This window comes from Collinsella sp. AF25-2LB, from assembly GCF_003458415.1.
GTDB lineage: Bacteria > Actinomycetota > Coriobacteriia > Coriobacteriales > Coriobacteriaceae > Collinsella.
Window position 1 is genome coordinate 1 of the sequence record NZ_QRUF01000012.1, and the last position, 25,614, is coordinate 25,614.

The following is a 25,614-nucleotide window of genomic DNA, read 5'->3' on the forward strand; positions in this document are numbered from 1 at the left end:
GCCTCCCATTTCTTGTGTCCAAGAAATGGGAGGCAGTTCACACTACGTGCGGCGGGGGTTCTTTCGTCCTGCGGAGTGTCCGCGAAGGTTAGACCTCAGATCCTGCTACGACTACGTCCTCGGATTGTGGGGCTGAACGAGGGGCGTGGTTGGTGGGGCCTTTTATCCCGGTCGCTGTTTCGCGGCTTTGCCGCGAAACCACGCGCTGCTTTGGGCATAGAGGGGGACCTGGTTGCGGACCCAGATGGCCTAGAGGGATATGGGTGCAAACGAGAAATCGTTGTTGGGGTCGTCCTTTTCCATAAACTCATCGAGACAGAATGTCATATAGATTGGAACGTAAAGGATCTTGCCCTCTTTGCAAAGGTTTTCGTGGCTCAGCACAACGGCCTCGGGAATTTTGTACTCGCCCACACTCATCAAACGGTCGAGGGCTGCATGTGCTCGAACTTTCTTGCCCGATTTGACTTCGATTGGGACAACATGCCCGCGGGCACCTTCGATTACAAAGTCGACTTCACCGACCTCACGCGTTTGGTAGTACCACGTATCTGCTCCGAGGGCAACGAGTTCCTGTGCGACCACGTTCTCATAGAGGCCGCCGAGGTTGGGGGTTTTCATGTCAAGGTAGACGGCGCGTGCCGTGCTGCCGGGATACCGCGATGCGAGCATACCTGTATCGGACTCGTATAGTTTAAAGGCCGTCGTTTTCTCCGTCCTCTTGAGAGGACTTCGTGCCTCCGTCACCTGGGGGACCATCAATCCAACGCCTGCGTTCACCAGCCATAGGAAATCCTGCTCGTATTTTTGAAGACGAGCTCCCTCGCCTAGAGACGAGACGATAAAGCGATGGGACTCCGCCTCAAGCTGAACGGGAATTTGCTCGAAAATGGAGCGAACGTTAAACGCTCGAGTCGATGCATATTTAGAGATATCGCTTTTGTACTGATCGACTAGCTGAATTTGAAGCTCACGCGTTCTCACGAGCGAATAGCCCGAATCGATATAGTTCTGAACGACCTCCGGCATGCCGCCGCAAACGATATAAGCTCTAAAGTTTTTGAGCATCGCCTCATGAATAAAATTTTCGACGGGACGCCTCTCGACAAGGCAGCTGCGGATGTCTGCAAGCACATTCTCGCTGATGCTGTTTGCCCAACAAAACTCTTCAAAATCCATTGGCCGCATAACAATGTGCTCGACATACCCCACCGGGAAAGAAGAGATCCCCTTAAACTCAGTCCCAAGCATAGACCCCGAGAAGACATAGCTAAAGCGTCCGTCCTCGACCAGCGCCTTCATAAGTGTAACGATCTGCGGATACTCCTGAATCTCATCGACGAAGATAAGCGTGTCTCCTTCAACAAGCGGTGCATCCGCAAGAAGGGCCACGCGGTTGATGAAGTCAATGGAGTTCTTAGCGCCAACAAGTACGTCTCTTGCCTCGGCATCAAGTAGCAGATTGACCTCATAATACGAAGCGTAGTTGCTCTTTCCAAACGCGCGAATCGCATAGCTCTTGCCAATCTGACGCGCACCGGTAACAAGCAGGGCCTTATGGGAGTTATTCTTCCAGCTCAAAAGCCTATCAGTGACCTTGCGGCGTAGCATTAAAACACCTCATTGACAAAAATTGGCAAATAGATTTGCCCCTAATCATACAAAAATTGACAAATAGATTTGACCCAAATCATACAAAAATTGGCAAATAGCAAAGCTCACTTAGGCCTCAAAGCCAGCGAACCAGCACGGTACTTTGCGAAAAGGCTGGCGGCGCCGTTGTTGAGGGTGGCCAGGTTGACAGTGGCGCCGTTAGCGTTCTCGGCTGCTTGGGCGCGCAGGAGCGAAAGGGCGTCGGCAGCGTTCATGCAGAAGCCGACGGTAAAGTTCCATACTGCGAACTCGCAGTCGCTTGCCGCGGGGTGAAGCGCGATCGGCTATCCCTTATGTTGGATGAAAAGCCCCATGTTTTTGCAGGGGTGCATACTCGTCAAATTAATGTATAGAATCGCGTATAGTGCGAGTAAGATATTGCGCTGTCCGTTTTGTGTTTAGCAAAGATATAGTTTGCATAATCTGGTCTAATCCCTGCTCTATTTAAATAAAGTTGCACGTAAATGGCGTAGATATGCCTGAACTGGGCTTCTTTACGCTGAGCGGGTAAAATCGACCGTTCGCCGCTTAGGTATTTTCAAAATGAATAAAATGAGCGATAAAGAGAATATAAACCTTAATAAACTCGCGTATCGCACGGACGCGGGTTATTAATGGGTTGTAGGCCTTTTACAGAAAGGATTCCAGCAATGTCTAAGCCTCTTGGCAAGCCCGATCGTATTGTCGTCGCCCTTGGCGGCAACGCCCTCGGCAACAACCCCGTCGAGCAGATCGAGGCCGTGAGCAACACCGCCCACGCTCTCCTCGGCCTCATCGAGCAGGGCAACGAGATCATCATCACCCACGGCAACGGCCCGCAGGTCGGCATGATCCAGAACGCCTTCGCCGCCGCCCACGATGCCATCGGCACCCCCGAGATGCCGCTGCCCGAGTGCGGCGCCATGTCCCAGGGCTACATCGGCTACCACCTGCAGCAGGGCATCGGCCGCGAGATGCACAAGCGCTATAAGCGTTGGCACGCCGCCACCGTCGTCACCCAGATCGAGTGCGATCCCGACGATCCCGCGTTCAAGAACCCGACCAAGCCGATCGGCCCCTTCTACACCGAGGAGCAGGCCAAGGAGTTCATGGCCGAGGACCCCTCCAAGGTCTTCGTCGAGGATTCCGGCCGCGGCTGGCGTCGCGTCGTCGCCTCCCCCGATCCCAAGAAGATCGTCGAGGCCGACTCCATCCTCAACCTGCTCGACAACGAGTTCATCGTCATCGCCTGCGGTGGCGGCGGCATCCCCGTCGTCCGCGACTACGAGAACAAGGGCTGCTACAAGGGCGTTCCCGCCGTTATCGACAAGGACCTGGGCGGCGAGCTGCTGGCCGAGGACTGCGACGCCGACGTCCTGTTCCTGCTGACCGCCGTCGAGCATGTCGCCATCAACTTCGGCAAGCCCAACCAGGAGGAGCTCGAGGACCTCACCGCCGACGAGGCCGAGCGCCTGGCCGACGAGGGCCAGTTCGGCAAGGGCTCCATGGAGCCCAAGGTCCGCGCTGCCATCAAGTTTGCCCGCTCCCGCAAGGGCCGCACCTGCATCATCGGCGCCCTGGACAAGGCCGCCGAGACCATGGCCGGCCTCTCCGGTACCCGCATCCACGAGTAGCCTCTACTCTGTTGCCTCTCCCGTGGGCGCCAGGCAAAGCGCCCACAGACTAGCCTCTCTTCATGAGCCCCGCAGTCCGCTCCGACTGCGGGGCTTTTGCTATTCACCTAGTCATTGGGGACAAACCCGGCACTTGGGGACGGTCCTTTCCTGCCGGCAGCTTGGGACAGTCCTTAATAGTCATTGGGGACGTTCTTAAACGACTGGTCAAAAAATGACTACTCATTTAAGTCTGTCCCCAATGAGTGCCCAATGACTAGTAGTAGGCCCACATGGCTTCGACTTCGTTGAGGACCTCTACGACGCCCCAGCGGCGGGCGCTGCGGCTGGCCGAGTTGGGGTCGTAGACGCCAATCTGGTTGGCATCGTCGATGCCGTAGAGCACGATGTAGTGGCCTACGTTGGTAAACGTACCGGGGCGCACTGCGGCGATGACGGGCGCACCCGAGCGAAGTGCTTGGGTAATCGATTCGCGATTGTTATAGAGCTGTGTTCCGTTGAGCCCCAGCTGCCACGCACCGCCTGTCATAAACGACCACTCGGTGGCACCAGTGGGGGCGTAGTTGCCGGCTTCGGCCAGTGCGCATATATCGACCGGCGTCTTATCGGTGTGGCCGGTCTTAAAGATATAGACCATGGTGAGGCAAGTGGGGCCGCAAGCGTTTTCGCGAATAGTGCCACCGGCATAGGGCAGCTCCGACCATGCGGGGTCAATTTGGTAGATGTGGGGCATGGTGCCGGCCTGCCACTGCGAGCGTGGGGTCGAGAACGCAAAGGAGTAACCGGGTGCGACGGGAGCTTTAAGCAGCTTGTCCTCGGCAGTGGGCTCGAGACCGGCTGATCCGTGAGAGATACAGGATCCCAAAAACACAAAGACGAGGCAGGCGGCGATGGAGCAAAACGCAAGGCGTAGGCGGCGGGCCGGAAGCGCGTGACTTGTGGTGTGCGACGCGGGGCGAGGGGCGGAATTGCCGCGATCGCGTTGAGGTCGCGAAAAGGAGCGCTTAACGTAGTAGTCGGTCTTACGGCGATCGTAGCGGCGTGGCTGCGATGTGTCGGTCTGGCGTTGGCGTGTGCTCGTACTCATTCGGTCTGACTGCTGCACGGTACGGCTTTGTTGCCGCGAAGAAGCCCCGAGCTGCTCTTGGGGGCGCTGCGGGTTGTCGTTGTCGGAGGTGCTTCTGGGCGTTGGCGTGGTGCGGCCGGCAAGGCGCACGCTTTGTGGCCGTTGGTCGCCGTCATTGTATCCATATGCCATTCGAATCACCTTGCCTCATGTGTAACTTGTCTATCCTACATAAAAAGATGCACGACACATGGGCATGTGCGCCAAAAGCCTGACAAATGGTATGAACGTTGCCGCGCCGCGCGCCAAGCGTCACGGCAACAGGTATTCAAAAGCAGCCAAGATGAAAGCGTCCAAGACGAATGACGTCTTCCTCCGTTCGTCCCAAAAACGGCGCCGCTCGTTTTGCAGTTCTGCCTTCGGTCGAGCCACAAGCGGCGCTGCTGTGCCAAGGCCGTATCTTAAAGCCACGAAATAAAAGCGCGCGGCAAAACAGACCGCGCAAGGGGTGACGCCAAAGAGGCGTCAATAAGGAAAGGAGGGGAACAATGGCGGACAAGAACGCAGAAGTTGCAGTCGAAGGTAACGGTGGCATGAAGAAAACGCTTTCGCTCTGGAACTTCTTCACCATCGGTTTCGGTGCCATCATCGGTACTGGTTGGGTCCTGCAGGTCGGCGACTGGATGGTCGTGGGCGGCGGTCCCGTTCCCGCTATGATCGCATTCCTCTTGGGTGCAATCTTCCTCGTGCCCGTCGGAGCTGTTTTCGGTGAGCTCACGGCTGCTATCCCCATCTCGGGCGGCATCGTCGAGTATGTCGACCGTAGCTTTGGCCGTACGCTGAGCTACATCACCGGTTGGCTCCTGGCCCTGGGCAACGGCATCCTGTGCCCGTGGGAGGCCATCGCCATTTCGACCCTCGTGTCCGAGATGTTCGGCAGCCTGCCCGGTCTTGAGTGGCTGCGCGCCGTCAAGCTCTACACCATCTTGGGCGCCGACGTTTACCTGTTCCCGACGCTAATCGCGCTCGGCTTTGCAGTCTACGTCATCTTCCTCAACTTCCGCGGTGCCAGCTCGGCCGCCAAGCTCCAGGCCTTCCTGACCAAGGCTCTGCTCTGCGGCATGCTGCTCGCCATGGGTGTCTCGCTGTTCACCGGTTCGCCGGAACACGCCATGCCCGTGTTCTCCCAGGTCACCGGTGCTGGCGGCGGCAAGCCCGCTACCGAGGGCACCAGCCTGTTCGCCGGCATCGTGTCGGTCCTGGTTCTGACCCCGTTCTTCTACGCCGGCTTCGATACCATTCCTCAGCAGGCTGAGGAAGCAGCCGAGGGCCTCAACTGGAACAAGTTCGGCAAGATCATCTCCCTGGCCCTGCTGGCCGCCGGCGGCTTCTACATGGTCTGCATCTACTCGTTCGGCACCATCCTCGACTGGCATGAGTTTGTTAAGAGCCCGGTTCCCGCGCTTGCCTGCCTCAAGGGCATCAACATGCTCCTGTACCTGGCCATGCTCGTCATCGCCACGCTTGGACCCATGGGCCCGATGAACTCCTTCTACGGCGCCACGAGCCGCATCATGCTTGCCATGGGCCGCAAGGGCCAGCTGCCCGAGAAGTTCGCCGAGGTCGATCCCAAGTCCGGCGCTCCCAAGCTCGCCTGCGCCGTCCTGGGCGTCATCACCGTCATCGGTCCGTTCCTGGGCAAGAACATGCTCATCCCTCTGACCAACGTGTCGGCTCTCGCCTTCATCTTCTCCTGCGGCATGGTCGCCCTCGCTTGCCTGCGCATGCGCTTCACCGAGCCCGACCTGCCTCGTCCCTACGAGGTGCCCGGCGGCAAGTTTGGCATCAGCCTCGCTGTCGCTGCCTGCGCCGTCATCATCGGCCTGCTCGTGGTCCCGTTCTCTCCCGCCTCCCTCAACATGGTGGAGTGGAGCATCGTGATCGGCTGGCTGGCCGTTGGCCTGGCCCTCATGGCCTTCACCAATTCCCGCAAAAAATAACGCCTAGCCGGGGCGGATCGGGTGCGCGGACCCCTCTCTTCCGCGCACCGAACCCGGCACCACTTGGGTAGCTTTGTGAGGCCATAACCCAACATGGCCTCGCCCACTATATGGATCCATAAGGAGGAACCATGTCCACTAAGTATGCAATCGTTGGCGGCAAGCTCATCGACGGTACCGGTGCCGAGCCGGTCGAGAACTCCCTCGTTCTCGTCGACGACAACGGCAAGATCGAGTATGCCGGTACTATGCAGGACCTTCCCGAGGGCGTTGAGGTTATCGACGCCGCCGGCAAGACCGTCCTTCCCGGCCTGATCGACACCCACCTGCACTTCTCGGGCAACCTGACCGACGATGACACCGACTGGGTCATGCAGCCGCTCCTCGAGAAGCAGGCCGTCGCCGTCAAGCAGGCCTACGACTGCCTCACCCACGGCCTCACCACCGTCTGCGAGATCGGCCGCTTTGGTATCCAGATTCGCGACTGCATCGACAAGGGCGTCTTCAAGGGCCCGCGCGTTCTGGCCACTGGTCTTGGCTTCTGCCGCGTTGCCGGCCACGGTGACTCCCACCACTGCACCCAGGAGCTCAACAAGGAATCCCATCCCTGGGGCGACCAGGTCGATGGTCCTTGGGATCTGCGCAAGGCCGTCCGTCGTCGCCTGCGCGAGAACCCCGATGCCATCAAGATCTGGGCTACCGGTGGCGGCATCTGGCGTTGGGATTCCGGTCGCGACCAGCACTATTGCTCCGAGGAGATCCAGGCCGTGGTCGAAGAGGCAAAGATGGTCGGCATCCCCGTGTGGAGTCACTGCTACAACAACCACGCCGCCGCCTACGACTCCGTTCGCTTTGGCTGCGAGCAGCTGATTCACGGCTTCGATATCGATGAGCGCACCATGGACCTCATGGCCGAGCAGGGCACCTTCTTCACCCCGACGATCGCCTTCCTGCCCACCTGGTACGCCACCTATCCGCCCGTCTACGTCCCCGAGCTGCACGACAAGTACGAGGGCACCCTGGTCGAGAAGGAGCTGCAGCGCAACTACGACTGCCTGCGCGAGGCCAAGAAGCGCGGCGTCGTCATGACGATCGGCTCCGACTCCTTCTCCTTCGTCACCCCGTACGGCACCTGCTCCATCGAGGAGATGTACGAGTTCGTCGACAAGATCGGCTTCACTCCGGTCGAGACCATCACCTGCGCCACCCTCAACGGTGCCAAGATGTGCCACATCGAGGACGAGACCGGTTCCATCGAGGCCGGCAAGTGCGCCGACCTGCTGGTTGTCAACGGTGACGTCGCCGCCGACATCCACGTGCTCAACACCGACAACATGGACGTCATCATGAAGGATGGCTGGATCATCGAGGCTGGCACTTTTGGTGAGGCTAACAAATACAGCGCCTAAGATACCGTTTGTCGATGGCTTGATGTAAAACACAGTTTTTGATTGCATAATGCAATGGAGAGGGTCGCTTGCGGCCCTCTTTATTGCTATGGGTGCTAAGGACAAGAGGGGATGACGGTGGATTTAAACAGGCTGATTCTGGGCAAGAGCTACAACTCTACCAAGGTCTTTCGTACGGCCCAGCATGTTGTTCAGGCCATCCTGCTCGGTATTGTCGTTCCGGCGCTTATCCTGCTGCTTATCTGGGATTTAACCGATAATCCCAATCCCGTTCCGGGCGTTGTCGTTATTGCCGGTCTGGTCATGCTGTGCTTCTTCTTCTCGTATGTCTTTGTGGTCCCCGACGACCTCACATCGAGCGCAACCGACCGTACGCTCGCCATCGCATCAAAAATATTCGCCTACACGTCGCGCGGCCTTACGCCCGAAGCGGCCCTGGGCGCCTCTAAAATTATCCTGTCCGAGACCATCGCCTCTGCCATCTGCTTTACCGATGGCAAACAGGTGTTGGCAAGCTGGGGCGAGGACTCGGCAAAGTGCCCTGCCGGCACCCCGGTTGTACTCAAGACCACGCTCAACGTGATCGAGTCCGGCGAGCAGAGTGTATTTTCGCGCGACGCCTCCAATGAGACGGACGGCTATTTTCCCCGCCTGCGCGCCGGCATTGTCGCGCCGCTTACCGTGCGCGGGCATTGCGTGGGTACGCTCGAGCTGTATTATCCCCGCCTGAGCAGCATCGATATGCGCCAGACGGCGTTGGCCTCGGGTTTTGCCGATCTCATCTCCACGCAGCTCGCCAGCTTTGAGCTCGAGCGCCAGGACGAGCTCACAGCCCGCGTGGAGCTGCGCGCCTTGCAATCGCAGGTCGATCCTCATTTTCTGTTTAACACCATCAGCACCATCGTGTCGCTCGTGCGTACCGAGCCGGACAAGGCCAGGTCGCTGCTCATCGACTTTTCCAATTACTACCGTCAGACACTGTCCGATTCCGATACCCTCACAACGCTCGAGCACGAGGTGGAACAGGGCACTCGTTACATCAACCTTATGCAGGCCCGGTATGGCGACGGCCGTCTGCGCGTCTCGGTCGATATCGACTTTGAGGTGCGCGACAGCATGGTGCCGCCGTTTATCTTGCAGCCGCTGCTCGAAAACTGCATCAAGCATGCGCAGCGCGAGACCGAGCCGCTTTCTATTCATGTTAGGGCTTTTGAGACCGATGACGGCTTGGAGATCATCGTCGAAGATGACGGCATCGGTATGAGCGAAGAAGTCTGCGCGCATCTGTTTGAGCAGCATCGCCGAGAGGAGCCCGAGAGCATTACCGCCGACGGCTCCATCAAGCGAGGCTGCGGCCTGGCGCTCTTCAACGTGCTTCAGCGCATCCATTTCTTTTACGGAGAAGATTCTGGCATGCGCGTGAAGTCCCAGGAGGGCGTGGGAACGCAGGTCATCGTCGAGCTGAACGGCGAGCCGCATGAGCCGGCGCCGATGAAGGTGTAGCGCGCGGTTGGATTGAGAGAAAAAAAGAGGGGAAGCGCATATGTCCGAGGGATGGAACATCTTGGTGGTTGATGACGAGCCTCCTATTAGGGCTGAGCTACGTTATCTGCTGGAAAAGGATGCACGTGTGGGACAGATTGCCGAGGCGGGCAATGTCACCGAGGCCGTGGAGTCGATTCTGTCGAACAAGCCCGACGTGCTGTTTTTGGATATCACGATGCCCGGCCGCTCGGGAATCGAGCTTGCCGAGACGCTGCAGAACCTAAAAACGCCGCCGGTCGTGGTGTTTGTGACGGCATTTGCCGAGTATGCGGCCGATGCCTATAACCTCGATGCCATTGATTACGTCGTCAAGCCGGTCGAGGATGCCCGCCTGTCAAAGGCGCTCGATAAGATCGAGGCCGCCCTGGGCGTTCGTCGTGTCGTCCATGCTCCGCGCCAGCCCTTGCGTCTGACGGTGGATCGCGGGGGCAAAAAGGTGTTCATCCCCGTGGCGGATGTCTGCTACTTTGAGGCGCGTGCCGATTTTTGCAACGCCGTCTGCGCCGAGGGAACATATCTGATCAATGAGTCGATCTCTTCGCTCGAACGTCGCTTGGGCTCCGAGGGCTTTATTCGCGTTCATCGCAGCTATCTGGTCAATTTGGAAGACGTGCACAATGTTGAGATTGGCTCCACGGGGTTGATGGAGCTCAGGCTCGACCGCGTGAGCTCGACGGTGCCGGTGTCCCGTCGTCGTGCCGCCGAGGTCAAGTCGCACCTGGGGCTTGCGTAAGAGGCTTGCGTGCCGTCGTTTACCATCGCAGGTTTGGCATGGGCGCGCGGTGGGCATAATGGGTGGCATCGAATGAAATCGAAAGGATCATTATGCCCGCGCTTATCACCCATCATCTGTTTGGCGAGGAAAGCATCGACCGTCTTCCGCAGGGCGTCATCACGTCCGATGAAGAGCGCATTGCCTTTATCTTGGGCAACCAAGGCCCCGACCCGTTTTTCTTTCACATTCTGACACCGCGTGTTTCCGACTGCACGCTGCTGGCGCAGGTCATGCATCGGTCGCGCATGTCTCGCCAGTTCGCGTGCCTGCGCGATGGCGTGTCGCATCTGCTGCCGCGCGACGCCAGCTTGGGTCGTGCCTTTGCGCTGGGCCTGCTGTCTCATTACGTGCTCGACCGCAACGCTCACCCCTTTGTCTATGAGCAACAGTTTGGCATCGTGGAGTCCGATTCAGAGCTTGAGGATTCGAGCAGTCAGGTCCATGCCGTGATCGAGAGCGACCTGGATGTACTGATGCTGCAGCTTAAACGCGATGGCGCTACGGTTGACGATTACCCGCCGGCGGGCGAGATCGTCACCACCGATCGCATCAATCGCGTGGCCGGCGTGCTGATGAGCTATGTTGCCGGACGCGTGTACGGCATTGACATTCCGGCGGGGGAGTACGGTGCTGCCGTTGCCAATATGCAGCGACTTTACCGCGCGATTGAGCCGGCCGGCTCCGCAAAGACGCGCGCGATCTCGCTGGTTGAGGGCTTGGTGCACGACTACTCGCTGCTCGACGGCCTTGCGCACCGCGTGACGACCGAGCTGCCCGAGCGTACCGGCAACCTGGGCCACTTGGCATGGAAGAACCCCTTTACAGATGAAGTCTCGACCGAGAGCTTCCCCGAGGTCTTTGACCGCGCGCTGCTCGATTACGAGTGCACGGTTGCCCGCTTTATCGAGACCGGCGATATGGAAGCCGTGACCAACCATGTCAATTACAGCGGTCGCGTGCTCAATGCCGATGAGGAGTTCGACCGCGAGGAATAGGGCTCATGCGTGCCCCTTTGCCGAATCCTTACCGGTGCTTCTGGACAATTGGGGTACGATGAACTAACTGCATATCGGGCAAATACGAAGGGTCCCTGTCCATGAAATACACCAAGCTCGAGCGTAACTGGGTTATGTACGATGTGGGCAATTCGGCCCTCGTGCTGCTCAATACCTCGGTGGTGCCCATTTACTTTAACGCCATCAATACCGGCGCTTCCTCGGCCGACCTGGTGGTCGCTTGGGGCAATGCGCAGACGATCGCCTCGCTGGTCATCGCCATGCTCATGCCCATTCTGGGCGCACTTGCCGACTACGCCGGCAACAAGATCAAGTTCTTCTTGGGCTTCTTCCTCACGGGCCTGGTGCTTTGCCTGGCGCAGGCTATCCCAATGTCCGCCATGGCATTTTTGACCGTGTACGTGCTGTGCACCATCGGCCTTAACTCTTCTATGACGTTCTACGACGCCATGCTGCCTGACATTACCACCGACGAGCGCATGGACGCCGTGTCCAGCTCGGGTTATGCCTGGGGCTACATCGGTTCCACCGTGCCGTTCGTCATCTGCCTGGCGCTCATCATGGGTGGCCCCGCTCTTGGCATCCCCACCATGCTGGCAACGCGTCTGTCGTTTATCATCACTGGTGCCTGGTGGCTCATCTTTACCCTGCCGCTCATTCGCGCCTATAAGCAAAAGTACGGTCGCGAGCGCGGTCCCGAGGATACTATTGGCCACATCGTGGGCGGTGTGTTCTCCGAGGTCGGACACACCATGCGTGAGATCGCCCACAATAAGACCGTGCTGGTCTACATGATCGCGTTCTTCTTCTACATCGACGGTGTGCACACGGTTATTTCCATGGCAACCAGCTACGGATCGGCTCTGGGCATCGACTCGACCCAACTGGTGCTGGCTCTGCTCGTTACGCAGTTTGTGGCCTTCCCGTCCGCCATCATCTACGGTAAGCTCGCCGGCCGCGTGGGCACGCTCAATATGATCTTGGTGGCAGTCGCCGCCTACATGGGCATCGTGCTCTTTGCCGCGTTCTTCCTCAAGACTGCCTTTGAGTTTTGGGTGCTTGCCATTATGGTCGGCCTGTTCCAGGGCGGTGTGCAGGCGCTCAGCCGTAGCTACTTTGGCCGCATTATCCCCAAGGAAAAGTCCAACGAGTACTACGGCTTCTTTGACATCTTTGGTCGTTATGCAAGCGTTATGGGCACCTTCCTGGTGTCGGTCGTCACCTCGCTGACCGGCAACCCGTCGCTGGGCGTCCTTTCCATTGGCGTGCTGCTGGTCGTTGGCTTTATGCTACTGGTCCGCCTGTCCCGCATGACTCGGGCGGCAGAGCATGCCGCATAGGAGCGAGCGGCTATTGTGCCTGTCCACGGTACTCTTTTGGGGTTATCCGCAATAAACATTGCGACTTGCGAGCAATGATTTGCCCAAGTGGGTATGATGGAATCAGCTAGGTCGCGGGGCGTCGCCTGTGTTTGGCGGCGTCCCGTTTTTGTGTTGCAGGGAGGGTAAGGCATGAACGCCACGGTCGTGATTCCAACGTATTGGGCGGGCGATGACGCTTGCGCAAACGCCCCTGGCACCTATGACCATTCGACGCGACTCAACGCCGACAATCCCGAACTCGACCGCTGCCTGGCCTCGCTTGAGCAGGTGTGCGACATCCCGCGCATCATCCTTTTGGTGGTCTGTCCTGTTTCTGCCACAGCCGATGTGTCGCTGCGCGTGCACGAGATTGTCGACGCGCATCCCACGCTCAAGGTCACCGTTGTCACCAACACCCAGGCCTCGCGCATCGCAGACCGGGTTGCTCAGATCGCGCCCAAGGGTTCGGGCGAGTGCGTGAGCCTGCGAGGCTACGGTGCCATCCGCAACATGGGGCTAGCCTGTGCCGCTGTGCTGGGGCATGACGCGGTTATCTTTTTGGATGACGATGAGACTGTCATCGATGCCGACTTTATGAAGCGCGCGACCTACGCGCTGGGTCAGCAGACGCGCCAGGGCCTGCCGATCTTGGTCAAGAGCGGCTATTTCTACGATCGCGACGGCTCGCCGCTGGCTCCCACGGACAAGGCGGGCATCTGCCATCGTTGGTGGACCAAGCGCATCGAGTTCAACCGTTGGATGAAAAAGGCGCTCTCGGGCACCCGCATCTCGCGCTCCAACTACGTGTGCGGCGGCCTGATGGCCCTGCACGCCCGCGCCTTTACGCGTGTGGCCTTTGACCCGTTTATCACCCGCGGCGAGGACTTGGATTACCTCTTTAACATGCGTATGTTTGGCTACGACGTGTGGTTTGATAACGAGTGGACCGTGCGCCATCTGCCTCCGGAGTCCGAAAAGCGCTCACCGCGCTTTATGCAGGATGTATACCGTTGGTACTACGAACGGGCCAAGTTGACGTTCGCCGCGCATCAAAAGGAGCTCATCCCCGTTACGGCGGCATCGCTCATGCCCTACCCGGGCCCGTGGATTTCGCGCGAGCTCGACGACCGCGTGCGCAAGACCGCTATGGTCCGCAGCGTGTTTACCCGCGAGCATGAGGGCTACCTGCGCATCTGGCGCCATGGTATCGACGAGGCAAAGGCCTATGCGCGCCAAAACGCTGCAAGCTATCTGCGTTTCCAGAGCTTTTGGCCCAAGATTATGGACGGGCTTTGGCGTGACGCACAACTGATCAGTATTCTGGAGGGGGCCGAATGATCGACCGCCGCGCCCAGCGCGATAGTTCAATATCAATCTTTCGCATCATTGCCGTCGCCTGCGCCATTTGCGTGCTGGTGTACTTTATTTTCGCCTTGGTGACCGGTATCGAGCCGATCGCCACGGTGATTGCCTGCGCGCTGCTGTGCATCTTTCTGTGCATCTTTATCTTTTTGACGCTCAATCCCGATTCGGTGCGCTCCCAGTACACCGAGGAGACGCTCTCGGTGGCCTCGGCCATGCTCGAGGACATTAAGGGCGGTCTGACGCAGGAGTCGGCGCGTTTGGTGTGCCGGCGCATTTTGCCCGAGACGCGCGCCATGACGGTGGCCATCACCGACGAGGACAACGTGCTTGCCTGCGCGGGCGAGTTTGAGGAAAAACTGCTGCCCGATACTCCCATCCACACGCTTGCCACACGCTACGTTATCGAACATGGCATCGTGCAGTCGTTCAACCGTATGGTGGATGTCGTGGGCTCGGACGGCTCGCACAACCAAGTCCCCGCCGGCATTATCGCCCCCATCAAGGTGGGCGATCGTACCGTCGGTACGCTCAAGTTCTACTACAAGACCCCGCGCGCCGTCGACCGTACCCAGTACGCGCTTGCCTCGGGCTTTGCCGAGATCTTGTCCACGCAGCTCGCCATCCACGAGCTCGAGGTGCAAAAGGAGCTCACGGCGCGCGCCGAGGTGCGTGCGCTGCAGGCGCAGATTAACCCGCACTTCCTGTTCAACACGCTGAACACCATTGCATCGTTTACGCGCACCGACCCGCTGCGGGCCCGCGAACTGCTTCGTGAGTTCTCATCGTTCTATCGTGCCACGCTCGACAACTCGGGATCGCTTATTCCGGTCTCGCGCGAGGTCGCACAGACCAAGCGCTACCTTACCTTTGAGAAGGCCCGCTTTGGCGAGGACCGCGTGCTTGCGACGTTCGATGTGTCCGAGGACGTGGAAGATACGCTGGTGCCGGCGTTCGTGATCCAGCCGATTGTCGAGAACGCCGTACGTCATGGTATGGGCGATGACGACGCCCTGAGGATCGACGTGACCGTTCACCAAGACGGCGAGGATGCAATCTTGATTGCCGTGGCCGATAATGGCGTGGGCATGGATGAGGGTACCGCCGCCAGACTGTTTGACGAGCGCTCTGCCCGTCCCGACGCCAGCTCTCCCCAGGGTGGCGGCGCCGGTGTGGCCATGCACAATATTTCGGAGCGCATCCATCGCTTTTATGGGCCGCACTCCTATACGCGTGTCGAATCGGCGCCGGGCAAGGGCACCAAAGTGCTCCTTCATCTTGATTTGTCAGAGAGCATCTTTGACATTCAAGAGTAAAATAAAAGGCTACGGGCTCAACGTCATGCGACGGATGCCCGGCGTAGTTAGTTGACGAAAGGTTTTATCCCTATGCTGCGTGCGATGATTGTGGATGATGAGGCGCCGGCTCGCTCGGAGCTTCGCTTCCTGCTCGAGCAAACGGGCAAGATCGGCACGATCACGGAGGCGTCGAGCGTCCGCTCCGCCATCGAGATGCTTATGGAAAGTCGCGTGGATGTCGTGTTTCTCGATATCTCGATGCCCGGTGCCTCGGGCCTGCAACTTGCCGAGGCGCTGCATAAGCTCAAAAATCCGCCGGCGATTGTGTTTGTGACCGCGTATAGCGATCATGCCGTCGAGGCGTTCGACGTAGATGCTGTCGATTACCTAATGAAACCGGTTGAGGAGGCACGCCTGGATCGCGCGATCGAGAAGGTCATGCAACGCGCCAAGCCGGTTACGGACAGCAAAGTGACCATCGAGCGTATCCCGGTGGAAAAGGGCGGCCGCAAGGTGCTCATTCCCGTGGATGACATCCGCTTTATCATGGCAAAGGACGATTACTCCTGCATCTATACCGTCGATGATCGCTTTTTGTCGACGACCTCGCTGGCGCAGTTTGAGGCCAAGCTCTGCGACTTTGGCTTCTTCCGTGTTCACCGCCGCTATATCGTCAACCTAGCGTGCGTCACGGACGTTGAGACGGTGCCCTCGGGCGCCATCCAGCTGGGCATTACGGGCGTCGACGAACGCGTGCCGGTTTCGCGCCGCCGCGTCGTGCCGCTCAAGAAGGCTCTGAGTCTCTAGCACACTGGCCCCGCAGCCCTGTAGACCCATCGTCTGCGGGGCCGTGGGGCCTTTTTTGTATGTATCTGCCGAATCGTTTTTTGCGGAAGGGATCCCATGAACAGCGCAAGCGCCAAGCGCATCGACATCATCTCGGACACCCACGGCTATTTATCGCCTGCGCTCTTGGATGAGCTTGAGGGCGCAGACCTGATCATCCACGCCGGCGACCTTACGTCAGAGATGGACTACGAGCACCTATGCACCATCGCCCCCGTGCGGGCCGTATTGGGCAACAACGATTACTACCGCGACTACGGCCCCGATGTAGACCGTCTTGCGCTCTTTACCTACGAAGGCCTCAAATTCGCCGTAGCCCACTACCGCGAAGACCTTCCGGTGGGATCCGTAGACGTAGCCATCAACGGCCACACCCACGTAACCAAAGAAGCCCAAGTGGGCCGCTGCCTAGTCCTCAACCCGGGCAGCGCCAGCTACCCCAGAGGCACCCGAGGCCCCACCATGGCCAGAATGCTCGTCAAAGACGGCAAGATCCTAAGCACCAAGTTTATTGACTTGGACTAACCGCAACAAAAACGGGGGATGCAGATCGCGTCTCCCGTTTTTCTTTGAGCCAAAGGCCGAAGTTCAACAAGATCCATCAGACCAACCCCGCCGCGGAGCACGCGGGCTAGCCGCGCAGCGGCGCGCGCCCGCAAAACTGGTTGAACAATGTGACGGCAGGGAGGGTCTCCGGGGCTGGGGGCGGGGGTTAAGTTTGTCGCGAGTTCCGCACGCAAAGGAAAGCACTTAATGTGCTTTCCGTCTTGCGCAGGACTGTAGAGCAGCAAACTTAACCCCCGCCCCCAGCCCCGGAGACCCTCCCGGAGGGACCGAAAAATTTTTTCAAAAAAGTTGTTGCGCGCCGGACAGACTTCTGTGTATACTAATCCCCGCAGCGCACGCGAGCGGAAACAAACGCGAACGTCTGCCTGGGGAGTTAGCTCAGTTTGGTTAGAGCGCCGGCCTGTCACGTCGGAGGTCGCGGGTTCGAGCCCCGTACTTCCCGCCAACGCAATTAAAGCCACGTCTTCGGACGTGGCTTTTTGCGTTTGATGCACTTTGTTTCGATAGAACGATCGCCCTGGCGCATCTTCGCCCAGAATCCCCGCCCCTTCGGGAACGCAAGTAAAATCTAATAAGCATATCTGTCTAAACAACAGCTTTGTTGCGCAACACCTGTTCAACGAAGCAGGGGGTTAGGTTATACTAAATTGCACTGTGGGCCGCATCTGATGCATTTCGCTCCAAGCGCGGCATTCAGTGGATATCCGATTTACCATTTGGATGTCCTGCGGTCATTTAGCGTCTCGACACAAGCTCGGCCCCGGAGCTCGTTCGAGCTGTTCGTATTCCTTGAAAGGGGAAAAATGGACATATCGAGGAAGACTGATTACGCCCTTCGTATGCTGGCGATGCTTGCCGAGGATCCGGAGCGTTTGCTTTCTGTTCGCACCGCTGCCGAAGAGGTCAATGTTCCGTATTCGTTTGCCCGCTCGATTCAGCACGGTTTGGTCCAGGCCGGTATTGTGGAGAGCCTGCGTGGCGTCCACGGTGGCATGCGTCTCAAGGTCAGTCCGGACGACGTCACCATCCGCCAGGTCGTCGAGGCCGTTCAGGGCCCTATGGTTATGAATGATTGCACCGCACCCGATGGCGACTGTGCACGCATGGGCACGTGCTGCTATCATCCCCTGTGGGCCGGAGCTCAAGCGTTGATGCGCGATTACCTCGATTCCGTTTCGCTCGGCGACATCGTCGCTCACCGCCAGTTCCCGGCCGTCGATCCCAAATTCGCCGACCGCGAAGCGTTTCCCGAGTACGCCACCTGCGCGTGCGCTTGCCGGGAGGAATAGCGCCGCATAAGGAGCATAGATATGATTCAGGACCCCTTTCGTTCGATGATTCGTTCGGAAGGGGTCCTGCGTTATCGTGACCTTCCGTGGCGCCGCACGCGCGATCCGTACATCATTTGGCTTTCTGAGGTCATGCTGCAGCAAACACAGGTACCACGCGTGGAGACGCGTATGCCGGCGTGGCTCGATCGCTTTCCGACCGTGCAGGCGCTTGCCCAGGCCGCGCCTTCCGATGTTTTGGACGCTTGGCAGGGCATGGGCTACAACCGACGCGCTCTGGCGCTTCACGGGGCCGCTCAACGGGTCGTAGAGGATTGGGGCGGGGAGTTTCCGCACGAGACGCGTGACTTGGTCGCTCTGCCTGGTATTGGCCCGGCAACGGCGCAAGGTATCCGGTCGTTTGCGTTTGATCTTCCGGGCGTGTATCTGGAGACCAACGTGCGCACGGTCTTTCTGCATCACTTCTTTCCCGATGTACCGGCTGTTCCCGATCGCGAGCTGGTGCCGCTGATTCAGGCGGCCTGTCCGGCGGCCCCCGGTGCGGCGACCGACGAGATCGCTCCCTTTGCCGTGCCGCTCGATGATGCCGATACGCCGCGCGCGTGGTATTACGCGTTGCTAGATTACGGCGCATATCTAAAAAAGACGTTGCCCAATCCGTCCAGGCGCTCGGCGGGCTATAGCCGTCAATCAAAGTTTGAGGGCTCACGTCGCCAAAAGCGCGCGCATATCGTGCGCATGTTGCTGGCAGCGCGCGATGGCCAGCCGGCGGGGATTACGCTTGCTGATGCCGTGGTGGGCGTTAACGAGATGGAAGCGGCGGCTGGGCGTGGACCGGTCGAGCGCGAGCTTGTCGCGGGCATTCTGGCCGACCTGGAGCGTGAGGGCTTTTGCCGAGCCGAGGGCGATCGCTGGCTGAGCATCTAGCCCGTGCAAATCTGAAGAACAGGATTGTAAGGTTTAGATTTTCGGCATGAGGGCATCCTAAAGACGAGGCCGCTCGAAGCCTACGGGCGGCATGCGTTGAAGGGAAGTACACCTATGGATTTTGAGAATTCTCAAACCAAGAAGAACCTCGAGACCGCTTTTGCCGGTGAGTCCCAGGCACACACCAAGTATCGCTACTATGCCTCCAAGGCCAAGAAGGACGGCTACGTTCAGATCTCGAACATCTTTGCCGAGACGGCTGGCAACGAGTCCGAGCACGCCAAACTGTGGTTTAAGTATCTGCACGATGGCGCCGTCCCCGATACCCTGGACAATCTGCGCGATGCCGCCGCGGGTGAGAACTACGAGTGGACCACGATGTACGACGAGTTTGCCAAGACCGCCGAGGAAGAGGGCTTTGCCGAGATTGCCGCAAAGTTCCGTGGTGTCGCCGCCGTCGAGAAGGCCCACGAGGAGCGCTACAACAAGCTCGTCGAGCGCATCGAGTCGGGCGAGGTGTTTGAGCGTGAGGGCGTAAAGGTGTGGAAGTGCCTGAACTGCGGGCACCTGCACGTTGGTGCCGAGGCGCCCGAGGTGTGCCCGGTGTGCAACCACCCGAAGGCGTACTTTGAGGAGCAGGTGGTGAACTACTAGCGCGTGGCGCTGGCTGTTGCGGAGCGCAGGGCGGGGGAAACACCTTTCCCTCTCGCTCACGGCTCCGCAGGGTCGCGCGAGGCAAAGGTGTTTCCCCCGCCCTGCGCTCCGGCTTCGGGTCGTCGCGTGCTCGTTACTGAAAAGCTGATATTAAAGATTGTGTGCCGCCCCTTTTTGGGGCGGCACGTTTTGTGTGGGGTCTCGGTCTCCACAATTTTCGTCAAGCTTTTGGTTAGATTTTGGTTAGTTGGCGGGTTGGCGGAAGGGCAAAAGACCATTCGATAAAAAAGCTCAGAGAAAGTGCTGGTAGGGGAGTTGTTGAGGTTTTCGACAGCTTTTGTCAACAAGAAACTTTGCGGCTATTGCTACGGATTGCGTTGTCGCGGTCATGGCGGTGCGGGATGCTGGGCGTAAGCGTCGAATGCTCCGATTTTGGAGGCCAGCATGGATTTGTTTCTTGAGACTCCGCAGCAACAAGCTGAGCGCATGCTGCGTCAGCAGCAACGACTCATGGAGATGCAAATGCAAGGGGCGGCAGTCCAGCCCTTTGCGCAAAATGTCGTGCCCGCTGCTGTACCTGCAGCTGTGCCCGGGTGTGAATCGGCACCAGAGGCCTATTCCGTACAGCAAGATTCATATGCGCAGGAGCTCGCGTTCGACAAGCGTCGTGCGCGTCGTCGCCGCGTGGGCCAGCGCCTGCGCACCTTGGCGATGATCGTGCTCATCCCGCTGGGGCTTGCGGCCATCTTTCTGGCGTCGTATGCCCTCACGTGCATCCTCAACGGCGCATCGCCCAACGAGGTGCTCCAGCATCTAGCGGCCCTAGGCCAGCGCTTAGGTGACGTCATAACAACCATCCGCGCCGGCTGGGAGAGTTAGCGTTTGTCACATTAGGACTTCTAGGGTGTAGGGATTCTCGCCACGAGTAGGATTCTTGCATCCTGTGGGTCCTGTCGTGCGACTGAATAGTATTATTGAAGATGAATAATAATAGGATTTGCTATGTATAAGCAGGATTTAGAGCAGACTCTTTTGGATATTGACGAAGAGGCGGAGCTGGAAATAGGTCCAAGAGACGATAGGCCGAGCGTTGTATTGGTGGGAGGAAGCGCCTTCATGCTAAACGATGTGACGAATCGGTCGGTTACACATGACATTGATGTGTTTGAGGCAGACAGGCGCCTCCGCGAGATCATAGCTCGATACCCCGAGGTGAATGGCATGGTAGTGGCATATTGCAACCAGATGCCATTCAATTACGAAGATCGACTGATCCCATTGGAGATCGGGGCGCATTTTATCAGGTACTTTACGCCATCTTTGGAGGATCTGGCGGTGATGAAGCTTTATGCCTATCGTCCGAACGACATCGTCGACCTCCATAGTCGAACATTTATCGACCGACTTGATTGGGATCTGCTCGAGCGGCTTATATTCGATGAAGGAGAGGCGTTGGCCTCGTCGCCTTCAGAGCGGAGTTATCAAGAGATGGTCTGTGCATACAGGCAATACAAAAAGGAGGTGCTCGGTTGAATCTGACTTTTGAGGGATTTTTGAAAGGCTATTGCCGAGAGCTGTCCGGACAGCAGTCGCTGAGTTTTAGGAAGCTTGTAAAGCAGGCAACAACGGTTGAGCCGCGTGTGGCGGAGCCTCTGTTTTTGCTCGCTTTGGCGCAGGGTAAGGCCGAATACGTTCTGGGTTTATCCGAGGGCTCGTGGATGGAAGAGGGCTATCGAGGTGTTTTGTCTCTGTATGGCCAAGCGAGTAGCCTGGCATCTCTATGCTCCGAGGATAAGCTCCCCAATCGTTACGCCAACGTTTGGCGTGCGTATAGAGGGGTGAAAGAAAAGCCAGCGGCCGACAGAAGGGTGAACGCCCTGATGAGAAAGAGAACACTTAAAGCATTGGAGGAATCGGGTGTAACGCGCTACGGTCTCTGCCGCGATTTGAATCTGAATAAGGGAAACGTGTACGCATACTTAGCCGGTGATGACTCGAAGGTGAGCAGGAAGACAGCGCGTCGCATTATGGAATATGCGGAGGAGAGAAGCACCCAAGAAGGGGCCGGGCGCCCGGTGCGTGTGGCGGGGTAAGATTGATCGCGGTTTTGATTGATAATCGATTGGGTTTGTTGGGCGGAGTCTATGTCTGCTATTGATATTGTGCTTGTTGTGATCGCCTTGGTGGCGGTGGGGGTCGCTGCGGCCTGTGCCCTGCAGCTCAAGGGCCTTCGTGCCGAGTTGCGGGAGCGTGGCGACAGTAGCGCGGAAACGCTGGCAGCACTCGAGCAGGCCAACAACGCGCTCGATGCCCTGAACGTCGCGCTGGCCGAAACACGCCGCACGGCCAATGCCATCGCGCAGCAGCAGACGACCGATGCGGCCGTGGAGCAGCAACGTTACCTGGCCATCGCACGCGAGTTCTCGCAAGCTGGTGACCGGATGGATGACCTGCGCCGTGAGACGGCCCAACAGCTCGGCGCCAATCGCGAGGGCATCGAGCATCGCCTGGACAAGGTGCGCGAGACGGTCGATGCTCAGCTGGGCGCCATCCGCAAAGACAACAACGTGCAGCTCGATCAGATGCGCGCGACGGTGGACGAGAAGCTCTCTCGCACGCTCAACGACCGTCTGTCTGCATCGTTTAAGCAGGTGAGCGACCAGCTCGAGGCCGTGTATAAGGGCCTGGGCGACATGCAATCTATCGCCACTGGCGTGGGCGACCTTAAGCGCGTGCTGGGTAACGTCAAGGCGCGCGGCATTTTGGGCGAGGTGCAGCTGGGCGCGATCCTGGCGGATATCCTCACACCCGATCAGTATCTGGAAAACGTTGCCACCAAGCCCGGCGCCTCGGAGCGTGTTGAGTTTGCCGTCAAGCTGCCGGTAGACGAGGGCGACCCCGTACTGCTGCCGATTGACTCCAAATTCCCGGGCGACGCGTACGAGCATCTGCTCGATGCCCAAGAGTCGGGCGACGCGGATGCCGTCGCCGCCGCGCGCAAGACGCTTGACGCTATGGTCAAGCGTGAGGCAAAGGACATCTGCGAAAAGTATCTGAGCGTGCCCGTGACTACCAACTTTGGCATCATGTTCGTTCCGTTTGAGGGGCTGTACGCTGAGGTCGTCAGCCGCCCCGGGCTTATCGAGACCCTGGGCCGCGACTATCACGTCAACGTAGCCGGTCCTAGCACCATGGCGGCCATTCTCAACAGCCTGCAGATGAGTTACCAAACGTTTAAGCTGCAAAAACGCACCGACGATGTACTGCGCGTGCTCTCCGCTGTCAAGGCCGAGCTGCCGCGCTATCAAAAGGCGCTGCGCCGCGCCCAGCAGCAGATCGAGACCGCGGGCAAAACGGTCGAGGGCATCATTACCACGCGCACCAACGTCATGGAGCGCAAGCTCAAGGACATCGACGCGCTGGAAGACGCCAAGGAGGCCGACGAGGTCTTGGGGCTCACGTCCGCGGGCCTGCTCGCAGACCAAGAAGACGAGGACTAGCGGCACTTGACGGCGGGGCACCTGCGCAGGCGCAGGGCGCGGGTGCTTTTCGCATCGCACTTGCCTAAAGCGCACTTTAATGTGCAACAATGGCCTTTCGCCCTATCAGACGCGAAAGGAAGCCCATGTCTCAGAGAAGCACCAGCCCGCTCAAACGCTCGACCGTGCGCCGCACGCTGCAGCGTTTTTGGGATGTCACGCGCACGCAGCCGCTGATCGTCTTTCTCTCGGTGTTCTCGTCGGCGGGTTACATCTTTTTGCTCACGTTTGCCAACACCTACGTTATGGCCCTCATCGTCGATCGTGTCCAGGCCGGCCCCGTAGCGGGCGACCAGGTGTTTGAGGTCTTCGGTCCCTACATTTTGGCGCTCGTGCTCGTCAACCTGGTGGGCCAGATCCTCTCCAAGCTGCAGGACTACACCGTCTACAAGCTCGAGATCGCGGGCAACTATCACCTGGCGCGCCTGTGCTTCGACACGCTCTCCAATCAATCCATGACATTCCACACCAGCCGCTTTGGCGGATCGCTTGTGAGCCAGACGAGCCGTTTTATGAGCGGCTACACGGGTCTGGTCGACGTGACGGTGTATTCGCTCATTCCCACCATCACCTCGGTTGTCTGCACGGTGACGGCGCTCGCTCCGGTGGTGCCCACATTTACCGTGATCCTGGTGGGCATCATGGTCGTCTACATCGCGTTTGTCTGGCTTATGTACAAGCGCATCATGCCGCTTTCGGCCGCGACGTCCGCCGCGCAGAACAAGCTCTCGGGCGTGCTCTCCGACGCGGTCACGAACATCTTGGCCGTCAAGACCTGCGGGCGCGAGGACTTTGAACGCGATCTGTTCGACACCGCCGACCGCGCCGCGCGCGATGCCGAGACGGTCTCGATGCACGCCATGATGCAGCGCAACTTTACGACCTCGGGTCTTATCGTCATCACCATGGCCGTGGTGAGTGTGTTCGTGGCGGGCGGCAACGCGTGGTTTGGCATCTCGGCCGGCTCGCTCGTCATGATCTTTACCTACACCTATAACCTCACCATGCGCCTGAACTACGTGAGTTCCATGATGCAGCGTATCAACCGCGCTTTGGGCGATGCGGCCGAGATGACGCGCGTGCTGGACGAGCCACGCTTGGTGGCAGACGACCCGGATGCCCCCGAGCTCAAGGTGAGCGAGGGCGCGATTGATTTTGAGCACCTGAGCTTTGCGTACCGTGACGCTGCGGCGGGCGAGAACGTGTTCGATGACCTGACACTTCATGTGGCGGCGGGCCAGCGCGTGGGCCTGGTGGGCAAATCGGGCTCGGGTAAGACGACGCTCACCAAGCTGCTGCTGCGCCTGGACGATGTCCAGGGCGGCCGCGTGCTCGTGGACGGTCAGGATGTCTCGCGCTGCACGCAGCAGAGCCTGCGCCGCCAGGTTGCCTACGTGCCGCAGGAAGCGCTGCTGTTCCACCGCTCCATTCGAGAAAACATTGCCTACGGTCGTCCCAACGCCACTGATGAGCAGGTTCGCGAGGCTGCGCGCCTGGCCAACGCCCTGGAGTTTATCGACCGCTTGCCTCGTGGCTTTGACACCATGGTGGGCGAGCGCGGCGTCAAGCTCTCGGGCGGCCAGCGTCAGCGCGTGGCCATCGCCCGCGCGATTCTCACCGACGCGCCGATTCTGGTGCTCGACGAGGCGACCTCTGCCCTGGACAGCGAGTCCGAGGCGCTGGTGCAGGAAGCTCTCGAGAACCTGATGCGCGGCCGCACCTCCATTGTGGTGGCGCATCGCCTGTCCACCGTGGCGGCGCTCGACCGCATCGTGGTACTGGCGGATGGCGAGATCGTCGAGGACGGCACGCATGTGCAGCTCGTCGAGGCGGGCGGCGAGTACGCGAACCTGTGGAGCCGTCAGACCGGCGCATTCTTGGAGGCGTAAACGTCTCGGACGTGGGACAATTGTGCCCATAAGTTTATTGTGCCGTTGAGCCGAGGAGTCGTTATGCCACGCGAGACCAATGCCGCCAAGCGCGAGCGCGCCATCGAGGTGTGTGAGCGCCTCAACCGTCGCTATGGCCCGGTCGAGTGCTTTTTGGACCACGAGAATCCCTTCCGCCTGCTGATCGCGGTGCTGCTTTCGGCGCAAACGACCGATGCGCAGGTCAACAAAGTGACGCCGCGGCTGTTTGCCCAGTGGCCCACGCCCGAGACCATGGCCGGGGCGAGCGTAGCTGACGTGGCGGACACCATCAAGTCGCTCGGCTTCTACAAGAGCAAAGCCAAGCATGCCGTCGAGGCCGCGCAGATGATCGTCACCGACTATGACGGCGAGGTGCCGGCCGACATGAAGGAACTCGTGAAGCTGCCGGGCGTGGGACGCAAGACGGCGAACATCGTGCTCAACGTGGGGTACGGCATCGTGGAAGGCATCGCGGTGGATACGCACGTCAACCGCATTGCGCACCGCCTGATGCTGAGTCCCAAGACGCATGCCAAGGAACCGCTCAAGACCGAGCAGGATCTGCTCAAGATTTTGCCGCACGAGTATTGGGAGTCGGTCAACCATCAGTGGATCACCTTTGGTCGCGAGATCTGCGACGCCCGCAAACCCAAGTGTGACGAGTGTCCGCTGGCAGATTTGTGCCCCAGCGTGCGCGTGGCGGGGTAGGGCGGAACGCATCTTCGTCTGGCGTTTTTTGCGGGGCTGGGTTTGCCCTTGAGCCGGAGTCCTCTCCATGCGCTAC

23 protein-coding genes and 1 tRNA gene are annotated in these 25,614 nt (G+C 59.1%); 21 read left to right on the plus strand and 3 right to left on the minus strand.

Going from position 1 to position 25,614, the window contains the following annotated elements; genetic code table 11:
- Nucleotides 1-249 precede the first annotated feature (249 nt).
- The gene (locus DWY51_RS06605) at nt 250-1,611 is read right to left on the minus strand and encodes an ATP-binding protein (protein WP_089573252.1); all 1,362 of its coding nucleotides are present in this window, start codon (nt 1,609-1,611) and stop codon (nt 250-252) included.
- A 107-nt stretch (nt 1,612-1,718) separates the two neighbouring features.
- Nucleotides 1,719-1,868 (minus strand): hypothetical protein, encoded by a 150-nt coding sequence (locus DWY51_RS09505; RefSeq protein ID WP_156333784.1) that lies wholly within the window; start codon nt 1,866-1,868, stop codon nt 1,719-1,721.
- Nucleotides 1,869-2,303: 435 nt separating this feature from the next.
- Between DWY51_RS09505 and arcC the strand changes: the two genes are divergently transcribed.
- Complete coding sequence (arcC, locus tag DWY51_RS06610; RefSeq protein WP_006235166.1) at nt 2,304-3,266, plus strand: carbamate kinase; 963 nt, start codon at nt 2,304-2,306, stop codon at nt 3,264-3,266.
- 256 nt (nt 3,267-3,522) lie between these two features.
- Here the strand turns inward: arcC and DWY51_RS09675 are convergent, their stop codons facing one another.
- The gene (locus tag DWY51_RS09675; RefSeq protein ID WP_233504649.1) at nt 3,523-4,353 is read right to left on the minus strand and encodes a C39 family peptidase; all 831 of its coding nucleotides are present in this window, start codon (nt 4,351-4,353) and stop codon (nt 3,523-3,525) included.
- A gap of 527 nt (nt 4,354-4,880) precedes the next feature.
- Between DWY51_RS09675 and DWY51_RS06620 the strand changes: the two genes are divergently transcribed.
- From DWY51_RS06620 to nth, 20 genes are all read left to right on the plus strand, one after another.
- Nucleotides 4,881-6,332, plus strand: a complete 1,452-nt coding sequence (locus tag DWY51_RS06620) for an APC family permease (protein WP_117646630.1) — start codon at nt 4,881-4,883, stop codon at nt 6,330-6,332.
- 131 nt (nt 6,333-6,463) lie between these two features.
- Nucleotides 6,464-7,741 carry an amidohydrolase family protein gene (locus DWY51_RS06625; RefSeq protein ID WP_117770285.1) on the plus strand — a complete coding sequence of 426 codons (1,278 nt, stop codon included), beginning with the start codon at nt 6,464-6,466 and terminating at the stop codon, nt 7,739-7,741.
- A 117-nt stretch (nt 7,742-7,858) separates the two neighbouring features.
- Complete coding sequence (locus DWY51_RS06630) at nt 7,859-9,244, plus strand: histidine kinase (protein WP_233504650.1); 1,386 nt, start codon at nt 7,859-7,861, stop codon at nt 9,242-9,244.
- 40 nt (nt 9,245-9,284) lie between these two features.
- A complete protein-coding gene (locus tag DWY51_RS06635) occupies nt 9,285-10,019 on the plus strand; it encodes a LytTR family DNA-binding domain-containing protein (protein ID WP_117716143.1) in 735 nt (244 codons plus the stop codon).
- Nucleotides 10,020-10,111: 92 nt separating this feature from the next.
- Entirely contained in the window at nt 10,112-11,056 is a 945-nt protein-coding gene (locus DWY51_RS06640) for a zinc dependent phospholipase C family protein (RefSeq protein WP_117634430.1), read from the plus strand.
- Nucleotides 11,057-11,157: 101 nt separating this feature from the next.
- Nucleotides 11,158-12,417 carry an MFS transporter gene (locus DWY51_RS06645; RefSeq protein WP_117770287.1) on the plus strand — a complete coding sequence of 420 codons (1,260 nt, stop codon included), beginning with the start codon at nt 11,158-11,160 and terminating at the stop codon, nt 12,415-12,417.
- 171 nt (nt 12,418-12,588) lie between these two features.
- Entirely contained in the window at nt 12,589-13,776 is a 1,188-nt protein-coding gene (locus tag DWY51_RS06650; protein ID WP_117638136.1) for a glycosyltransferase, read from the plus strand.
- The gene (locus tag DWY51_RS06655) at nt 13,773-15,116 is read left to right on the plus strand and encodes a histidine kinase (protein WP_006235157.1); all 1,344 of its coding nucleotides are present in this window, start codon (nt 13,773-13,775) and stop codon (nt 15,114-15,116) included. Before DWY51_RS06650 ends, DWY51_RS06655 begins: the two co-directional genes overlap by 4 nt.
- A gap of 72 nt (nt 15,117-15,188) precedes the next feature.
- A complete protein-coding gene (locus DWY51_RS06660; protein WP_006235156.1) occupies nt 15,189-15,905 on the plus strand; it encodes a LytTR family DNA-binding domain-containing protein in 717 nt (238 codons plus the stop codon).
- Nucleotides 15,906-16,001: 96 nt separating this feature from the next.
- On the plus strand, nt 16,002-16,469 hold the full coding sequence (locus DWY51_RS06665; RefSeq protein ID WP_117584170.1) for a YfcE family phosphodiesterase: 468 nt from the start codon (nt 16,002-16,004) through the stop codon (nt 16,467-16,469).
- Nucleotides 16,470-16,878: 409 nt separating this feature from the next.
- Nucleotides 16,879-16,956: transfer RNA gene (locus DWY51_RS06670), tRNA-Asp, on the plus strand.
- A 358-nt stretch (nt 16,957-17,314) separates the two neighbouring features.
- Nucleotides 17,315-17,800, plus strand: a complete 486-nt coding sequence (locus DWY51_RS06675; protein ID WP_117629049.1) for an Rrf2 family transcriptional regulator — start codon at nt 17,315-17,317, stop codon at nt 17,798-17,800.
- A 21-nt stretch (nt 17,801-17,821) separates the two neighbouring features.
- Nucleotides 17,822-18,727 (plus strand): adenine glycosylase, encoded by a 906-nt coding sequence (locus DWY51_RS06680; RefSeq protein WP_117758024.1) that lies wholly within the window; start codon nt 17,822-17,824, stop codon nt 18,725-18,727.
- Nucleotides 18,728-18,841: 114 nt separating this feature from the next.
- Complete coding sequence (rbr, locus tag DWY51_RS06685) at nt 18,842-19,381, plus strand: rubrerythrin (protein WP_055252097.1); 540 nt, start codon at nt 18,842-18,844, stop codon at nt 19,379-19,381.
- Between the two features lie 444 nt (nt 19,382-19,825).
- On the plus strand, nt 19,826-20,260 hold the full coding sequence (locus DWY51_RS06690; RefSeq protein ID WP_117564953.1) for a hypothetical protein: 435 nt from the start codon (nt 19,826-19,828) through the stop codon (nt 20,258-20,260).
- Between the two features lie 123 nt (nt 20,261-20,383).
- Entirely contained in the window at nt 20,384-20,914 is a 531-nt protein-coding gene (locus DWY51_RS06695) for a DUF6036 family nucleotidyltransferase (RefSeq protein ID WP_117770288.1), read from the plus strand.
- Entirely contained in the window at nt 20,911-21,474 is a 564-nt protein-coding gene (locus DWY51_RS06700) for a transcriptional regulator (protein WP_117629046.1), read from the plus strand. The genes DWY51_RS06695 and DWY51_RS06700 overlap by 4 nt, the downstream gene beginning before the upstream one ends.
- A 51-nt stretch (nt 21,475-21,525) precedes the next feature.
- The gene (gene rmuC / locus DWY51_RS06705; RefSeq protein WP_117770289.1) at nt 21,526-22,881 is read left to right on the plus strand and encodes a DNA recombination protein RmuC; all 1,356 of its coding nucleotides are present in this window, start codon (nt 21,526-21,528) and stop codon (nt 22,879-22,881) included.
- Nucleotides 22,882-23,006: 125 nt separating this feature from the next.
- Nucleotides 23,007-24,809 carry an ABC transporter ATP-binding protein gene (locus DWY51_RS06710; RefSeq protein WP_117770290.1) on the plus strand — a complete coding sequence of 601 codons (1,803 nt, stop codon included), beginning with the start codon at nt 23,007-23,009 and terminating at the stop codon, nt 24,807-24,809.
- A gap of 63 nt (nt 24,810-24,872) precedes the next feature.
- The gene (gene nth / locus DWY51_RS06715; protein WP_117770291.1) at nt 24,873-25,538 is read left to right on the plus strand and encodes an endonuclease III; all 666 of its coding nucleotides are present in this window, start codon (nt 24,873-24,875) and stop codon (nt 25,536-25,538) included.
- Nucleotides 25,539-25,614 lie beyond the last annotated feature (76 nt).

Coding starts and splice junctions, on each gene's coding strand:
- DWY51_RS06605 (WP_089573252.1), bottom strand. CDS start 1,611: ATGCTACGCCGCAAGGTCACTGATAGGCTTTTGAGCTGGAAGAATAAC.
- DWY51_RS09505 (WP_156333784.1), bottom strand. CDS start 1,868: ATGAACGCTGCCGACGCCCTTTCGCTCCTGCGCGCCCAAGCAGCCGAG.
- arcC (WP_006235166.1), top strand. CDS start 2,304: ATGTCTAAGCCTCTTGGCAAGCCCGATCGTATTGTCGTCGCCCTTGGC.
- DWY51_RS09675 (WP_233504649.1), bottom strand. CDS start 4,353: ATGAGTACGAGCACACGCCAACGCCAGACCGACACATCGCAGCCACGC.
- DWY51_RS06620 (WP_117646630.1), top strand. CDS start 4,881: ATGGCGGACAAGAACGCAGAAGTTGCAGTCGAAGGTAACGGTGGCATG.
- DWY51_RS06625 (WP_117770285.1), top strand. CDS start 6,464: ATGTCCACTAAGTATGCAATCGTTGGCGGCAAGCTCATCGACGGTACC.
- DWY51_RS06635 (WP_117716143.1), top strand. CDS start 9,285: ATGTCCGAGGGATGGAACATCTTGGTGGTTGATGACGAGCCTCCTATT.
- DWY51_RS06640 (WP_117634430.1), top strand. CDS start 10,112: ATGCCCGCGCTTATCACCCATCATCTGTTTGGCGAGGAAAGCATCGAC.
- DWY51_RS06645 (WP_117770287.1), top strand. CDS start 11,158: ATGAAATACACCAAGCTCGAGCGTAACTGGGTTATGTACGATGTGGGC.
- DWY51_RS06650 (WP_117638136.1), top strand. CDS start 12,589: ATGAACGCCACGGTCGTGATTCCAACGTATTGGGCGGGCGATGACGCT.
- DWY51_RS06655 (WP_006235157.1), top strand. CDS start 13,773: ATGATCGACCGCCGCGCCCAGCGCGATAGTTCAATATCAATCTTTCGC.
- DWY51_RS06660 (WP_006235156.1), top strand. CDS start 15,189: ATGCTGCGTGCGATGATTGTGGATGATGAGGCGCCGGCTCGCTCGGAG.
- DWY51_RS06665 (WP_117584170.1), top strand. CDS start 16,002: ATGAACAGCGCAAGCGCCAAGCGCATCGACATCATCTCGGACACCCAC.
- DWY51_RS06675 (WP_117629049.1), top strand. CDS start 17,315: ATGGACATATCGAGGAAGACTGATTACGCCCTTCGTATGCTGGCGATG.
- DWY51_RS06680 (WP_117758024.1), top strand. CDS start 17,822: ATGATTCAGGACCCCTTTCGTTCGATGATTCGTTCGGAAGGGGTCCTG.
- rbr (WP_055252097.1), top strand. CDS start 18,842: ATGGATTTTGAGAATTCTCAAACCAAGAAGAACCTCGAGACCGCTTTT.
- DWY51_RS06690 (WP_117564953.1), top strand. CDS start 19,826: ATGGATTTGTTTCTTGAGACTCCGCAGCAACAAGCTGAGCGCATGCTG.
- DWY51_RS06695 (WP_117770288.1), top strand. CDS start 20,384: ATGTATAAGCAGGATTTAGAGCAGACTCTTTTGGATATTGACGAAGAG.
- rmuC (WP_117770289.1), top strand. CDS start 21,526: ATGTCTGCTATTGATATTGTGCTTGTTGTGATCGCCTTGGTGGCGGTG.
- DWY51_RS06710 (WP_117770290.1), top strand. CDS start 23,007: ATGTCTCAGAGAAGCACCAGCCCGCTCAAACGCTCGACCGTGCGCCGC.
- nth (WP_117770291.1), top strand. CDS start 24,873: ATGCCACGCGAGACCAATGCCGCCAAGCGCGAGCGCGCCATCGAGGTG.